The organism is Streptomyces albiflavescens, assembly GCF_014645835.1.
In the GTDB taxonomy this organism is placed as follows: Bacteria; Actinomycetota; Actinomycetes; order Streptomycetales; family Streptomycetaceae; genus Streptomyces; species Streptomyces albiflavescens.
The window spans coordinates 105,747-119,990 of sequence record NZ_BMMM01000018.1 but is presented as its reverse complement, the minus strand read 5'-3'; the positions used below and the strand labels follow the sequence as shown (position 1 = coordinate 119,990).

General features: G+C 70.3%; 16 protein-coding genes. 6 read left to right on the top strand and 10 right to left on the bottom strand.

Annotated features, from left to right (window positions below; all coding sequences use genetic code 11):
• Nucleotides 1–112: 112 nt before the first annotated feature.
• From IEY95_RS37790 to IEY95_RS37775, 4 genes are all read right to left on the bottom strand, one after another.
• Complete coding sequence (locus IEY95_RS37790; RefSeq protein ID WP_189190733.1) at nt 113–568, bottom strand: Lrp/AsnC family transcriptional regulator; 456 nt, start codon at nt 566–568, stop codon at nt 113–115.
• A 100-nt stretch (nt 569–668) separates the two neighbouring features.
• Nucleotides 669–1,358 (bottom strand): UbiX family flavin prenyltransferase, encoded by a 690-nt coding sequence (locus IEY95_RS37785; RefSeq protein WP_189190732.1) that lies wholly within the window; start codon nt 1,356–1,358, stop codon nt 669–671.
• Nucleotides 1,359–1,389: 31 nt separating this feature from the next.
• Nucleotides 1,390–2,292, bottom strand: coding sequence for a menaquinone biosynthesis prenyltransferase MqnP (mqnP, locus tag IEY95_RS37780; RefSeq protein ID WP_189190731.1), 903 nt, complete (start codon nt 2,290–2,292; stop codon nt 1,390–1,392).
• Nucleotides 2,289–3,740 carry a menaquinone biosynthesis decarboxylase gene (locus tag IEY95_RS37775; protein ID WP_189190730.1) on the bottom strand — a complete coding sequence of 484 codons (1,452 nt, stop codon included), beginning with the start codon at nt 3,738–3,740 and terminating at the stop codon, nt 2,289–2,291. The genes mqnP and IEY95_RS37775 overlap by 4 nt, the downstream gene beginning before the upstream one ends.
• An 88-nt stretch (nt 3,741–3,828) precedes the next feature.
• Between IEY95_RS37775 and IEY95_RS37770 the strand changes: the two genes are divergently transcribed.
• Both IEY95_RS37770 and IEY95_RS37765 read left to right on the top strand, forming a co-directional pair.
• Nucleotides 3,829–4,221: a PLD nuclease N-terminal domain-containing protein gene (locus IEY95_RS37770; protein WP_189190729.1), complete on the top strand. Its 393-nt coding sequence runs from the start codon at nt 3,829–3,831 to the stop codon at nt 4,219–4,221.
• A 54-nt stretch (nt 4,222–4,275) separates the two neighbouring features.
• On the top strand, nt 4,276–5,163 hold the full coding sequence (locus IEY95_RS37765) for a LysR family transcriptional regulator (RefSeq protein ID WP_189190728.1): 888 nt from the start codon (nt 4,276–4,278) through the stop codon (nt 5,161–5,163).
• Here the strand turns inward: IEY95_RS37765 and IEY95_RS37760 are convergent.
• Nucleotides 5,060–6,007, bottom strand: coding sequence for a DMT family transporter (locus IEY95_RS37760; RefSeq protein ID WP_189190727.1), 948 nt, complete (start codon nt 6,005–6,007; stop codon nt 5,060–5,062). The two genes, IEY95_RS37765 and IEY95_RS37760, sit on opposite strands and share 104 nt — an antisense overlap.
• Before the next feature lie 155 nt (nt 6,008–6,162).
• The gene (locus tag IEY95_RS37755) at nt 6,163–7,998 is read right to left on the bottom strand and encodes a serine/threonine-protein kinase (protein WP_229703617.1); all 1,836 of its coding nucleotides are present in this window, start codon (nt 7,996–7,998) and stop codon (nt 6,163–6,165) included.
• A gap of 173 nt (nt 7,999–8,171) precedes the next feature.
• Here IEY95_RS37755 and IEY95_RS37750 point away from each other — a divergent pair, with 173 nt between their 5' ends.
• Nucleotides 8,172–8,774 carry a TetR/AcrR family transcriptional regulator gene (locus IEY95_RS37750; protein ID WP_189190726.1) on the top strand — a complete coding sequence of 201 codons (603 nt, stop codon included), beginning with the start codon at nt 8,172–8,174 and terminating at the stop codon, nt 8,772–8,774.
• Here the strand turns inward: IEY95_RS37750 and IEY95_RS49595 are convergent.
• A complete protein-coding gene (locus IEY95_RS49595; protein ID WP_229703637.1) occupies nt 8,755–8,868 on the bottom strand; it encodes a DUF397 domain-containing protein in 114 nt (37 codons plus the stop codon). The genes IEY95_RS37750 and IEY95_RS49595 overlap by 20 nt on opposite strands.
• Nucleotides 8,816–9,778, bottom strand: coding sequence for a helix-turn-helix domain-containing protein (locus IEY95_RS37745; RefSeq protein WP_189190844.1), 963 nt, complete (start codon nt 9,776–9,778; stop codon nt 8,816–8,818). Before IEY95_RS37745 ends, IEY95_RS49595 begins: the two co-directional genes overlap by 53 nt.
• Before the next feature lie 110 nt (nt 9,779–9,888).
• Here IEY95_RS37745 and IEY95_RS50470 point away from each other — a divergent pair, with 110 nt between their 5' ends.
• Nucleotides 9,889–10,530: a DUF7848 domain-containing protein gene (locus tag IEY95_RS50470; protein WP_189190725.1), complete on the top strand. Its 642-nt coding sequence runs from the start codon at nt 9,889–9,891 to the stop codon at nt 10,528–10,530.
• Between the two features lie 65 nt (nt 10,531–10,595).
• On the opposite strand, the gene IEY95_RS37735 is transcribed toward IEY95_RS50470, so the two are convergent.
• Nucleotides 10,596–10,922: an ArsR/SmtB family transcription factor gene (locus tag IEY95_RS37735; protein ID WP_229703616.1), complete on the bottom strand. Its 327-nt coding sequence runs from the start codon at nt 10,920–10,922 to the stop codon at nt 10,596–10,598.
• 109 nt (nt 10,923–11,031) lie between these two features.
• Here IEY95_RS37735 and IEY95_RS37730 point away from each other — a divergent pair, with 109 nt between their 5' ends.
• Complete coding sequence (locus tag IEY95_RS37730) at nt 11,032–12,006, top strand: quinone oxidoreductase family protein (protein ID WP_189190723.1); 975 nt, start codon at nt 11,032–11,034, stop codon at nt 12,004–12,006.
• A 13-nt stretch (nt 12,007–12,019) separates the two neighbouring features.
• On the opposite strand, the gene IEY95_RS37725 is transcribed toward IEY95_RS37730, so the two are convergent.
• Entirely contained in the window at nt 12,020–12,727 is a 708-nt protein-coding gene (locus IEY95_RS37725; protein ID WP_189190722.1) for a hypothetical protein, read from the bottom strand.
• 319 nt (nt 12,728–13,046) lie between these two features.
• On the opposite strand from IEY95_RS37725, the gene IEY95_RS37720 reads away from it, so the two are divergent.
• Nucleotides 13,047–14,183 (top strand): glycoside hydrolase family 113 protein, encoded by a 1,137-nt coding sequence (locus IEY95_RS37720; protein ID WP_189190721.1) that lies wholly within the window; start codon nt 13,047–13,049, stop codon nt 14,181–14,183.
• Nucleotides 14,184–14,244 lie beyond the last annotated feature (61 nt).

Sequence of the window (14,244 nt, the reverse complement as noted above, 5' to 3'; positions counted from 1 at the left end):
CCAACCGTACTCCCCACCCTTCGGGCGGGAGGGGCCCCCATCAGGCACTTCGTGCCCTGGGGCCTGTCGTCACATTCCCGTCTGCCCCGCGACGGGAATGTGACGACAGCCCCTAGCCTTCCTCGGGCAGCTCACCCACCCGGTTCTCCCACTTCGTGGAGAGCACGATCGTCGTACGGGTCCGGGAGACACCCTTGGTCCCGGAGAGGCGTCGGATGGTCTTCTCCAGGCCGTCCACGTCGCCCACCCGCACCTTGAGCATGAACGAGTCGTCGCCCGCGATGAACCAGCAGTCCTCGATCTCGCTGAGGTCCCGCAGCCGGTGCGCCACGTCCTCGTGGTCGGCGGCGTCGGAGAGCGAGATGCCGATCAGGGCGGTGACGCCGAGGCCGAGCGAGGCCGAGTCGACCGTCGCGCGGTAGCCGGTGATGACGCCCGCGGCCTCCAGCCGGTTGATGCGGTCGGTGACGCTGGGTCCCGACAGACCGACGAGGCGCCCCAGCTCCGCGTAGGAGGCCCGGCCGTTCTCCCTCAGGGCCTGGATGAGCTGCCTGTCCACCGCGTCCATGCGATCGAAGCCTTCCACTGAAAAGGTCTGAAGAGTTCCTGAAGTGCCTGAAAGTGCTGAGTGACTGGGTACTGCTCAGTGACCGGGTACTGCTCGGTGCTCAGGTGGTGCTGCCGCGCGAACCGCCGCCCAGCTCGCCCTCCCACCGGCGGTACAGGCCGTGCTCGACACCAGCCGCGTCGAGGACCCGCCCGGCGACGAAGTCCACCAGGTCCTGGATGTGCGTGGCTCCCGCGTAGAACGCCGGCGAGGCGGGCAGCACGATCGCGCCCGCGTCGTCCAGGGAGACCAGGTGCCGCAGCGTCTGCCCGTTCAGCGGGGTCTCGCGGACTGCGACGACGAGCTTGCGCCCCTCCTTGAGCGTGACGCTCGCGGCGCGCTGCAGCAGGTCCTTCGAGAGTCCGAGGGCGACCCCGGCCACACAGGCCGTCGAGGCGGGCACGATGAGCATGCCCTTCGCGGGGTACGAGCCCGAGGACGGTCCCGCCGCCAAGTCGCCCGCGCTCCAGTGCCGTACGGCGTCCATACGTCCCTCGAAGGCGTCGAAGGTGCCGGGCTTGCCGTCGGCGCCGCGGGCCAGCCACTCCCGCAGGTCGTCGCGCCAGTGGGCATCGCGGAAGGGCAGGCCGGTCTCGTCGAGCAGGGTGAGCCGGGAAGCGCGCGAGACCACCAGGTCGACGCTCTCCCCCGCCTGAAGAAGCGCACGCAGCACAGCGGCGGCGTACGGCGTACCGGAGGCACCCGACACCCCCACGATCCAAGGCCGGCGCTGCGTCTCTCCTGGCTTCATGATGTCGAGCCTATCCGGCCACCGCCGAGATTCAGACCGTGAGCCCGCGCACCAGCAGATCGAGCAGGGCGCAGACGAACAGGGCGATGCCGATGAAACCGTTGACGCTGAAGAACGCGCGGTTCAGGCGGGACAGGTCGTGCGGTTTGACGATGGAGTGTTCGTAGAGGAAGGCACCCGCGACGATCACCAGGCCGAGCCAGAAGAAGGCACCGGCGCCGGTGGTCACCGCGTACCAGACGAAGAGGGCCGTGGTGACGGCGTGACAGCCGCGGGCGCCCCAGATCGCGGCCGGGATGCCGAAGCGCGCCGGCACCGACAGCACGCCGATCTCGCGGTCCGTCTCGACGTCCTGGCAGGCGTAGATCAGGTCGAAGCCACCGATCCAGACGCCCACCGCGAGGCCGAGGACGACGGCGTCCCAGGACCATTCGCCGGAGATCGCCAGCCAGCCGCCGACCGGGCCCATCGCCTGGGCGAGACCGAGGATGGCCTGCGGGAAGTTCGTGAACCGCTTGCCGTACGGGTAGACGACCATCGGGATGACCGCGATGGGGGCCAGCGCGAGACACAGGGGGTTCAGCAGCGCGGCCGCGCCGAGGAAGAAGACCAGGGCGACCAGTGCGCCCGTCCACGCGTGCTTCACCGACATCGCGCCGGTGACCAGTTCGCGATGGGCCGTGCGGGGGTTGCGGGCGTCGATCTCGCGGTCGATGATCCGGTTCGCCGCCATCGCGAACGTGCGCAGCCCGACCATCGCGATGGTGACGAGCAGCAGCCGGCCCCAGTGGATGTTCTTGTCCGACTGGAACATCGCGGTGAGCGCGGCGATGTACGCGAACGGCAGCGCGAACACCGAGTGCTCGATCATGACGAGGCGCAGGAACGCCTTGGTGCGGCCCGGTTGAGGGAGCGCCGCGGAAGCTGAACTCACAGGCCGTACTCCTTCCAACGGCGGTCGACCTTCGCCGCCGTCTCCGGGTCGGACAGCACCATCTCGGGCCAGCCGCCGTCCCGGGTGTAGCCCTCCTCGGGCCACTTCTTCGTTGCGTCGATGCCTGCCTTGCCGCCCCAGAACTGCTGGTAGGAGGCGTGGTCGAGGTGGTCGACCGGCCCTTCGACGACCGTGAGGTCACGGCCGTAGTCGGTGTTCCCCAGTGCGCGCCACGCGACCTCGTGCAGATCGTGCACATCGCAGTCCGAGTCGACGACCACGATGAGTTTCGTCAGGGACATCATGTGGGCGCCCCAGATGGCATGCATCACCTTTTGAGCGTGCTTGGGGTATTTCTTGTCGATCGCGACGATCGCGCAGTTGTGGAAACCGCCCGCCTCGGGGAGGTGGTAGTCCACGATGTCCGGCACGATGATCTTGAGGAGGGGGAGGAAGAACCGCTCCGTCGCCCGACCGAGAGGTCCGTCCTCCGTCGGGGGCCGGCCCACGACGATCGACTGGAGCAAGGGCCGCTTCCGCATGGTGACGCAGTCGATCTTGAGGGCCGGGAACGGCTCCTGCGGCGTGTAGAACCCGGTGTGGTCGCCGAACGGCCCCTCGGGCAGCATCTCGCCCGGCTCCAGCCACCCCTCCAGCACGACCTCGGCCTGCGCCGGGACCTGGAGCGGCACCGTCTTGCAGTCCACCATCTCGATCCGCTTGCCCTGGATGAACCCGGCGAAGAGGTACTCGTCGATGTCGCCGGGCAGCGGGGCGGTCGAGGCGTACGTCACGGCAGGGGGGCAGCCGAAGGCGATCGCGACGGGCAGTCGCTCTCCCCGCCTCGCCGCCACCTGGTAGTGGTTCCGGCTGTCCTTGTGGATCTGCCAGTGCATGCCGATGGTGCGCTGGTCGTGGCGCTGGAGGCGGTAGAGCCCGAGATTGCGGATGCCGCTCTCCGGGTCCTTGGTGTGGGTGAGCCCGAGGTTGAAGAAGGAGCCGCCGTCCTGCGGCCAGGTGAAGAGCGCGGGGAGGGTGTCGAGGTCGACGTCGTCGCCGCGCAGCACCACCTCCTGGACCGGCGCCTCCTTCACCTTCTTCGGCGGTACGTGGGTCATCGCGCCGAGCTTCCCGAAGGCCTCGCGCACCCCGACGAACCCGTGCGGCAGCTCGGGCTTGAGCAGCCCGCCGATCTTCTCGGAGATCTCGCCGTACGACTTCAGCCCGAGGGCCTTCAGCAGCCGCCGGTCGGTTCCGAAGACGTTCATGGCCAGTGGCATCGCGGAGCCGCGCACGTTCTCGAAGAGCAGCGCGGGCCCACCGGCCTTCTGCACCCGGTCGACGATCTCCCCGACCTCCAGATACGGGTCCACCTCGGCCTTGATGCGCTTGAGGTCGCCCTCGCGCTCCAGTGCCCGGAGCAGCGAGCGAAGATCGTCGTAAGCCATGTGTCCAAGTATCTGCCACCGGCTACCCTGTGCCCGTCACCGGGGCCCTGTGCCGCCCCGCCGTAGCTCACTGGGGGAATGTTCGGCCATGCTCAGGTATCTGCCCTTTCTGCTGGTCCTGGCGCTGTGGATCTACGCCTTCATCGACTGCCTGAACACGCCGGAGGAAGAGGTCCGGGGCCTGCCCAAGGTGGTCTGGGTCATCATCATCCTGCTCTTCGGCGAGGTGCTGGTCGGCCCGATCGCCTGGCTGGTCGCGGGCCGCAACCGGCGAGCCCCGGTGGGCGGCTCCACTCCCTCCGAGTGGCACCGCAACCACCGCACGCAGTACGTCGCACCCGACGACAACCCCGAGTTCCTCACATCCCTCAAGGCCGAGAACCGCAAGGACGAGGCCCTTCTGAAGGACTGGGAGGCCGACCTGCGCCGCCGCGAGGAGGAGCTGCGGCGCCGGGAGCGGGGCGAGGAGTCCGAGGGCTGATGGAGCTGCTGATGGACGTACGCCGATGGAGTCGCTGATGGGTGGCGTGCGCTGATGGAACTGCGGCTGCTGGTCACCTTCGAGAAGGTCGCGACCGTGCTGAGCTTCACGCAGGCCGCGGCCGAGCTCAAGTACGCGCAGTCCAGCGTGACCAGCCAGATCCGCGCCCTGGAGTCCTCGCTCGGCACGGAGCTCTTCGACCGGCTCGGCAGCCGCATCCGGCTGACGGAGGCGGGTGAACGGCTCCTCCCCTACGCCCGGCAGATCATCGAGCTGAGCGAGGAGGCGCGGGCGGCGGTCGTCGGCGCGCAGGAGCCGGCCGGCACGCTGGCCGTCGGCACGATGGAGTCGCTGACGTCCTACCGTCTGCCGCCGCTCCTCGAGTTCTTCCACCACCGCTACCCGGGGGTACGCCTCTCGCTGCGCACGACCCTCGGCGACGAGACCCGGCAGGCGCTGCGCCAGGGCACGTACGACGTCGGCTTCCTGATGGAGGAGGAGACCGAGCACGTCGGGCTGGAGTCCGAGGTGCTGGCGGTGGAGCCGCTGGCGCTGGTGGCGGCGCCCGGGCACCCGCTGGCCGGGAACCCGGTCGGGACGGCCGATCTCGTACGACAGCCGCTGCTGGCGACCGAACCCGGCTGCGCCTACCGGGACTTGTTCGAGCGGGAGCTCAACTCCCTTGCCGCGGACCCGGTTTCCTTCATGGAGTTCGGCACCATCGAGGCCACCAAACGCGCGGCGGCGGCCGGCCTCGGGATCTCGCTGCTGCCCGAGGTGACGGTCGCCGCCGAACTCGCGGAGGGCTCTCTCGTACGACTGCGGTGGGAGCCGCCGTTCACGCTTCGGACGCAGCTGGCGTGGCGGGCCGGGAAGCGGCTTCCGGGGCATGTGCGGCTGTTCGTGGAGCAGGCGCGGAAGCTGGTTTCCGAGCAAGGGTGACCTTCAGGCTTGCCGTCACGATCAGCGGGACGCCGAGCGCCTGGACCAGCCCGATGTGGTGCCCGTACACCGCCCAGTCCATGACCATCGCGACGGCCGGGTAGGTGAAGGCGAGGACGGCGATCTTCGAGGTCGGGAGCTTGGCGTACGCGGCGTACATCAGGACGTACATCAGGCCCGTGTGGATGACGCCGAGGCCGGCCAGCCAGCCCCAGTCGGCGCCCGTGCCGCTCATCGCGCCGAAGTCGGCGAAGGGGAGCAACAGCGGGATGCCGACGAGGACTTGGACGAGGGCGATGAGGTGCGGGCGCACGCCGGTGATGCGCTTGGTGACCAGGGTGGACAGGCCGTAGAGGAGCGCGGCGAGGAGGGCCTGGCCGACGCCGGTGAGGTACGAGCCGCCGCTCGTGAAATCGCCCGGGGTGACGCCCGAGACAAGGATCAGGCCCGCGAAGGCGACCACGACCCAGCCGACCTTCGCCGCGCTGAGCCGCTCGCGGAAGAGCAGGGCGCCCAGCAGGACCACGTAGAACGGCTGGGTGTGGTAGACGACCGTCGCGACGGAGATCGACGTGTTCTCGTAGGCCTGGAAGAGGAAGACCCAGTTGAAGACGATGAACACGCCGCCGAGGACGGCCAGGCCCAGGGTGCGCGGGGTGAAGCCGTGACCGCGCAGCCAGCCGCGGGCGACGACGTACGAGCCCAGCGCCAGGGCGCCGAACAGGACACGGAAGAAGACGACGTTGAAGGGCGAGGCGCCCGACTCGACGACGAAGACTCCGAGGGTGCCGGAGAGCACCATCGCGGTCGTCAGCTGGGCCGTGCCCTTGTTCTCTGAGGTCATGCCGACGAAGCTACGAGCGGGCGGTGCGGGCGGTCCACGCGCCAGTGGGGCGTCCTGCCGATGGGGTCATCGGCGGGGCCGATGACGCCTGGTCCCTACAGGTCGCTCGTGGCCGGCGCAGCCCGTTGAGCCGCTTGGGCATGAGGGCCCCGGGTCTACTTCCTCGTCCAGCGCTGCGATGCCGTCCCGGACACGCAGGTCGAGGTGACCGGCCAGCCTGCGGACTCGTCGAGGCACCGGCTGTTGGACATGTTCTGCAGGGTGCCGCCGGAGCCCGTGCGCCAGGACAGCTGGGTGCTCTGGTCGCAATCGGCCGACACGATGTTGTAGGCGCTCACGCTCAGACACGTACCGGTGTGCTCGTTGACCACGTGGAATGAGCCGCCCGACACGCTCTTGTAAGCCCATGAGGCCGCCGGGCTGTCCGAACACTCCCCGAGGACCGGGCCACTGTAGGCACTCATCACCAGGCACTGGCCGTCGGCGGCGTTCGTGAGCTGGTAGTAGCCGCCCGCGGGGGCTTGCGTCGAGGTGCCGCCGGAACCACTTGAGCTGCCCGAGTTGCTACTGCTTCCGTCCGAGCTGTCCGAGCTGTCCGAGCTGTCCGAGGTATCGGAGCCGCCGGAGCCGTCCTGCGAGCCCGCGCCCGTGCTCGTGCCCCCGGCGTCCGCCTGCGTTCCGCCTGTCCCCTTGCCCGTGCCCTTGCCCTTGCCCTGATCCGCCGACGAGGACGGCGACTTCGCCGTGCCCGAGGGGCTCGCGCCCGAGGAGGACTGCGTGGGGTCGAGCGACGCCGAGACCGAGGCGGAGGGGGTGGACCGTGCCTCGTCGTCCGGCGAGGACGTGAACGGCAGCAGCCGGATCGCGAGGGTCGTGCCGGTCGCCACGACCACGACGGGAACGACGGCGAACAGGACGCGGGTCCGGCGGCGTTCGCGCCGCTTCGGGTCCGGACCCGGCTCCGATCCCGCCTTCTCCTCCCCCTTCGGCTCCGGCTCGGCGGAGGGCAGGGTCGGGACGGGGGCGGGCAGCTCGTCCACCTCCGGGACCGTCGCGGCGAAGGCGGCCCGCTCGGACAGCGGCTCGGTGATGGTCCCCGGCCACGGCGGATCGGCGAACGGACCGTGCCGCGCGGCGAGTTCGGCGAGCTCGGCAGCGGTGGGGCGGCCCTCGGGATCCTTGTCGAGGCAGGCCGCGACGACCTCGGCAAGTTCAGGATCCAGCGCGCGCAGCGGAGCCAGGTCGGGCTCCTCGTGGACGATGCGGTACAGCACGGCGTGCCCGGAGTCGTCACCGAAGGGCGGTCGGCCACACACCGCGTACGCGGCCATCGACCCCAGCGCGAACATGTCGACGGCGCCGCTCAACCGCCGTGTTCCCGAGGCCTGTTCGGGCGACATGTAGGCGGGCGTGCCCACGACGATGCCGGTCCTGGTCAGCTGGCTCTGTTCCGCGGCACGGGCGACACCGAAGTCGATCAGGGTGAGCCCGTCGAGGGTCAGCATGACGTTGGACGGCTTGAGGTCCCGGTGCACCATGTCCAGCGCGTGCACCGCGGCCAGCCCCGAGGCCGCCTCCCGCAGCAGCAGCCACAGCGCGTCGGCGGGCAGCGGATGCCCGTGCAGTTCGACGGCCTCTCTCAGGGTGAGCCCGGGAACGTACGCGGTGGCGAACCACGGTGGCCGTGCCTCGCGGTCACTGGCGAGCAGCGGCGCGGTGGCCTCCTCGGGCAGCCGCGAGAGGTTGTCCAGCTCATGTCCGAAGCGCCGCAGGAAGTCCTTGTCCTCGGCGACGACGGAGGGCAGTACCTGCTTGACGGCTGCGTACCGCCCCTCGTGCACGCCGAGGTACACCCGCCCCATGCCGCCGGACCCGAGCCGGCCCACCAGCGGGATCGCACCGATCCGCCGCGGATCCTCGGCCTCCAGAGGCTCGGCTCCGCTTCCGCCCAGATCTAACACGTCGCCCCGTTTTCCCGCGTTGCTCGTCATGCGTCGGCTGCCATCGTGACAGACCGGCGGCGGCCCGCCCATTCCCCCCACAGACGGGCGGACGCGCCGTCGACAGGAGCAAGTTTGATCCAGCGGCCAGTAGAATTGGAAGCAGTTTCTAGAAACTTGCTCTAGAAATGAACGGATACCACACAGTACGAGGACATCTGCCGATGAGCCCCAAGCAGCATCGCGGCGAGGTGACCGCCGACCTGCTCCTGGATGCCGCTCTGCGCGTGTACGCCGCCTCGGGCGAGCAGGGCTTCACGGTCAGCGCGATCACCAAGGAGAGCGGCGTCAGCCTCGGCAGCCTGTACCACCACTTCGGCAGCCTGGACGGCCTCTTCGCCGCGCTCGCGCAGCGCTGGCTCAGCCGGCTGCTGGGCGACATGGTCACGGCTCTGCAGGGTTCCCGCACCGCCCGCACAGGCATCCGCGCCGTAGTGCGGGCGTATCTGGCCTTCGTCCGGGAGCACCGGGACGCGGCCCTGCTGCTGCACTCGCCCATGGCCGACCGCTCCGCCATGGCTCAGGGCAAGGAGTTGCGTGACGCCCAGGAGGCCAGGCTGTCCCCGTTCGCCGTGTGGATGACCACGCACATCGAGTCCGGCGAGGTCGCTCCGCTCCCCCCGGCCCTGATCGAGTCCCTGGTCCTGGGCCCCGTCGTCGCCGTCGCCCGCCGCTGGCTCTCCGGCATCGACGACGTCGACCTCGACGAGGCCGCGCGCGTCCTGCCGGACCGGATCTGGCGCTCGGTCAGCGCAGAGCCGAGGTGAACGCCGACCAGGCGGAGCGGGGGATCAACAGCACGGGCCCGTCAGGGTTCTTGCTGTCTCGGACGGGGACGATGCCGGGGATACCGGGGGCTATCTCGATGCAGTCGCCGCCGTTCGCTCCGCTGTAGCTGCTCTTGATCCAGGTAGCCGCGCTCAGCTCGTGCCCGTCCATGGCGCTCGTACCTCTCCATCACGTCGCTGATCAGAGCGGAGGACTCGGGGGCCGACAGAGCGTCCGCCCGGAGCACATCATAAGTCCGGCTATGCCGCTCGAAGATGGCCGGATCGTCGTTGAAATGGCCACGGTCCAACGACTCCGAGTACACCCACCGGTGCCCGTCGGGCAGCTCGATCAGCGACAGCGAGGTGTCGGGGCGGTCGATGTCAGGGCGGTCCAACGGGACGATCTGGATACGGATGTTGGGGAGTCGACCGACGTGCAACAGGCGCGCACACTGGTTCCGCATGACCGTCGGGCTCCCCACCACGTGGCGCAGACAGATCTCATCCAGCACCACGAGGTAGAACGGGCCGCCATCGGCGTAGAAGCGCTGTTGCCGGCTCAGACGTGCCCTGACCCGCTCTGCCACGTCATCGGATTTCGCGAGTCGGCGAGCGAACAGGGCGGTCGCGTAATCGGCTGTCTGCAACAACCCCGGCATCACCTGCGTCTGATACGCACGCACAGCAGCCGCCTCGGCGTCCATCCGAGCCCTGCGGTCGAACCAGTCCGGATGCTCCACCTGCGGATACCAGTCGATCCGCCCCCACAGCCGCGCCAACACCCCACCCGTACCGAGCAGTTCGTCGCACCTCTTTGCGAACGTGTCCTGCGGCACCCGCGTGCCCGCCTCGACGCGGGCCACGTGGGAGCGGTCGCACGGGAGCTCGCGGGCGAGGCCCTCCTGGGTCAGGAGCGCCGCCTCGCGGAAGTGTTTCAGCACCTCACCGAAGACGGCGGCGGTACTGGCGGCCGCCCCTCCTTCGGCATTACGTCGGCTCATGACATCCCCTCTGTGACAGTGAGCCACTGTCACGCGTCCGGCGTTGATACCGACCGTTCCCCTCCGCAACGCTTGACACACCCAGAGTTACGGAACAGTGCGGAGCGAACATGGCCGAACAGGCGGAGCGGTGGGAACCGGGAGCGCTCGTCTACGACCCACAGGCGCGCAAGGTGGGCGAGTACCGGGACAGCACAGGCCCGTACGCGATGCTGCGCCCCGTCGGCGGCGGCCGGGAGTGGGAGGCCGACCCGGCGCTGATCCGCGCGGTGACGCGGGAGGAACGACTGAGTGCCGAGGTGAAGGCCGCCAACGCCCGCTCCCGGGAAGGGGCGTTGACGCCGCACCGGCCGGACGACACGGACCGCCCGCCCGCCGCCGTGCCCGGCTGCGTGACGTGCGCGGAACTCGCCGCCCGGCGCGACGAGGCGCGCGCCGCCTTCGACGGCAGCGCGGAGACCGACGCGAACGTGCTGCTGCGCCAGCACCGGCGCCGGGAACACGCCGGCGCACCGGCCCGCCGCCGGATCTTCCGGTATGTGCCGTACTCGATCGTGCAGGACGCGACGGCGGAGCCGGAGTACGAGGCGTGCTGCGTCTCGGGGGACGAGGCCGACTGCGGCGCGGGGTCAGGTCCGCGGCACGATCCGGCGGAGGTCGAGGAGTGGCAGCGCAGGCACACCCAGGAGACCCGGCACACACGTTACCGGCGCAACTTCGCGGACTACGCGGTGATGGAGCCCCCGCGCTGACCGCTCAGCGCCCCCAGCCCTCGCCCCCAGCCCTCGCCCTCAGCCCTCGCCCTCAGTCCTCGTTCTCAGTCCTCGCGGAGCACAAGCGCGAGCAGTCCCGGGAAGCGGGCGTCGAACTCCTCGCGGCGGAGGCGGTTGACCCGCTTGGGCCCTTCGTCCCGCTGCTCCACAAGACCCGCACCGCGCAGCACCGTGAAGTGGTGACTGAGGGCCGCCTTGCCGACCGGCACATCGAAGCTGCCGCAGCTGCGCGTCCAGGCGGGGCAACCCGACAACTCCCTTACGAGCGTGATGCGTACGGGATCGGCGAGGGCGGCGAGCGCGGTCTGTACGGGGACGTCGTCGGGGTGGGTGTGCTCGGGTGCCGCCCGATGACTGGTGCGCTCCACCACGCCCGCCTCCCTGGGTCCTCGTGTCCGCTTGCAGAGTGTTCGATGAAAACCATACACTCCCGAGTGTTCGCTTTCCATTGAACAGTCGAGCACCTACGAAGGGTGTGCCATGCGCGCGGTCGAGTTCCAGGAGTACGGCGGTCCCGAGGTTCTGCGGGTCGTGGAGGCGGAGGTTCCGGAGCCCGGCCCGGGGCAGGTGAGCATCGACGTGGCCTACGTCGGCGTGAACTTCGCGGACCTGAAGGCGCGCTCGGAGGGCTATCGCGTCCCAAGTCTTCCTTTTCGTCCGGGACTTGAGGTCTCGGGCCGGATCCGGGCCGTCGGAGCGGACGTCGAGGGGCTGGAGGTCGGCCAGGAGGTCGCCGCCCTGACGGAGGGCGGCGCGTACGCGGAGGTGACGGTGGCCGACGCGGTGACCGTCTTCCCGCTCCCGGAGGGCGTGGACCTGCGCACTGGCGCCACGCTCCCCACCGTCGTGCCGACGGCGTACGCCCTCCTGCACACCGTGGGCCGGCTGCAGCCCGGCGAGACGGTCCTCGTGCAGGGCGCGGCGGGTGGCGTCGGCACCGTGCTGGGGCAGCTGGCGAAGGCCGCGGGGGCCGGGGCGGTGTACGGCGTCGTATCGGCCGAGGCCAAGGCGAAGTACGCGCTGGACCACGGCTACGACGAGGTCTTCGTCGGCTCCTTCGCGCAGGAGGTACGGGTCGCGACGGGCGGCCGCGGGGTCGACCTCGCCCTGGACCCGGTCGGCGGCGAGACCCTGCGCGGCAGCCTCGCCTCGCTGGCCCCCTTCGGCCGCCTGGTCTCCTTCGGCAACGCGAGCTCGGCGGAGCCGTGGACCGTGGGACAGCCGGAGCTCTACCCGACGGGTCTGTCGGTCGCCGGGTTCTCCATCCTCGGCCTGGCCAAGACGGCACCTGCCGCACTGCGCGAGATCGCCGAGCGCGCGTTTCGGACGGTGGTCGACGGAACCGTATCCCTGCCGGTGACCGCGGAGTTCGGCCTCGCGGAGGCGGAGGAGGCCCATCGGCTGATGGGGACTCGGAGCAGCACGGGGAAGCTGCTGCTGCGAGTGGCCGGATGAACCCCACCACGGGTCACTGCTTCTCCCAGACCGTCGCCTCGATGGTGATGTGATCGGCGTCGGGAATGGAGATCACCTTGAGGTTGCCGACTCGGCCGTATTCCGTGGTGAAGCAGGCCATGTCGCCGGGCTGGACGTCCAACTGGTGCTGACCCAGGTGGGTGTTGAGGGCGGCCAGGCACTGCTGCGCCTCCGGCGGGGCGGCGCCGTCCCACGCGGTGAGGCCGAAGGGCGCGTAGATCTCGCCGGAGCCGCGGATTTCGACATCGCCGGCCGGTGCCGGGCTCGGCGGCTTCGCGTCCAGGAACCAGCCTCTGACGCCGGCGGTGCCGTCCAGAGTCAGCGTGCCCTGCCAGCGTGAGCGCGGGCGAGGCGCCGCCGAGGTGGGCGTGGGAGAGGGCAGCGGGTTCGGCGGCGGGCTCTGCGTGTGCGAGCGGGACGGCTCGGGGGTGGTGGGCCGGGGGGTACTCGACGAGTGGGTGGGGGGTGTCGTATCCGGTGCGGATGAGCTGACGGGTGGCGGCTTGGCCTCGCCCTCGGGGGTGGCCGTGACCGTGCTCGGCCTGTTGAGCAGGGCGATCGTCAGGGCCACCGTGGCGGCGATCACGGAAGCACCCAGGGTGCCGATCATCGCGATGACCGCGGCCTTGATCGCGGGCTCCTGACGTCTGAACCACGCGACAGGACCACCTGAGCGCGGGTCACCTGTCGACGAAGCCATGTCCCCCCACTCGCCCGTCCGCCTGCGGTTACGTCAACTCTAGACAGCGGTGTCAGCCCCCCGGGCTATGTTCGTGACCGTGACCACTCATCTGCAGGCCACTCGGGCGTCCTACGACACGGTGGCCGGCGTCAGCGCGCGTACGAGCCGAGGCCGATCAGGCACGGAGGACGAGGGTCCCCCGCACGCCCGCCTGACGTCGTCTTCGTAAGTCGCCGGCGTCCGCCTCCTAAGTCGCGCCCGGGGTCATCCCTTCGTCCCCCGTGCGTAGACCATCGGCGGACTGCGCAAGGCCTGGCCGCTTCCCAGACTGGGGGTCATGACAACGGCGTTGGGAGACGCGATGCGGGGAATCAGCCGGGCACGGTTCCTGGGGATGGCCGCGGCGGTCGGGGGTGCGGCGGTGCTGCCCGTCGGGCGGGCCGCGGCGACGGGTGGCCGGCCCCGAGGGCTGACCCATCGCGGCGTGGTCTACGAGGTCGGCGAAGGGGAGACGCCCGGCACGGCGTGGAGCGCCCGGCGTATGCGCGCCGACCTGCGCGCCATCGCGCACGACCTGCACGCCGACTCCGTCAAGGTCACCGGCGACGGCGTCGAACGGCTCACCGCCACGGCGGCCGAGGCGGCGGAGCGCGGGCTGAACGTCTGGCTCGAACCGACCCTGGGCGACGTGCCGGAGAGGGAGATCCTCGACCATCTCGCCGAGACGGGCCGGTTCGCCGAGCGGCTGCGCCGGCAGGGCGCGGGCGTGCACCTCAGCGTCGGCTGCGAGTTCGTGCTGTACGTCCCCGGCATCGTGCCCGGCGCCAACATCCAGGAGCGCGTCGAGAACCTGCTCAAGGGCAACTTCGATCCCGTCCAGATGGCGCGCCGCCTGCGCCGGTTCACCGCCAAGGCGGCGGCGGTCGGCCGGTCCGTCTTCCACGGGCGGCTGACGTACGCCGCCACGCAGGACGAGGACGTCGACTGGGGGCTGTTCGACCTCGTGGGCATCGACTACTACGGCTACTTCCGGCGCCGCGAGGACTACGTACGCGATCTCGCCTCGTTCCGCCGCTTCGGCAAGCCGGTCGCGATCATGGAGTTCGGCTGCTGCACCTTCAAGGGCGCGCCGGAGCGGGGCGGCATGGGCTGGGACGTCGTCGACTACACGAAGGAGCCGCCCGAGATCAAGGACGGCCTGGTGCGGAGTGAGCGCACCCAGGCCGCGTACCTGACGGACGTGCTCTCGGTGTTCGAGTCGATGGGACTGTACTCGGCGATGGCGTACACCTTCGTCACCGCGGACGCCCCGCACCTCCCCCACGACCCGCGCCACGACCTCGACATGGCGAGCTACAGCATCGTCAAGGCCATCAAGGACCGCCCCGGCGACCCGGCCTCCGGCTGGCACTGGGAGCCGAAGGAGTCCTTCCACGCACTGGCCCGGCAGTACGCGCGGGCCCGCTGCCGCTGACCGTCGGGCCACCGTGCGCAGGCCCCCGCCCGTCGCCGCCGTCGCCCCGCGCACGATCCGG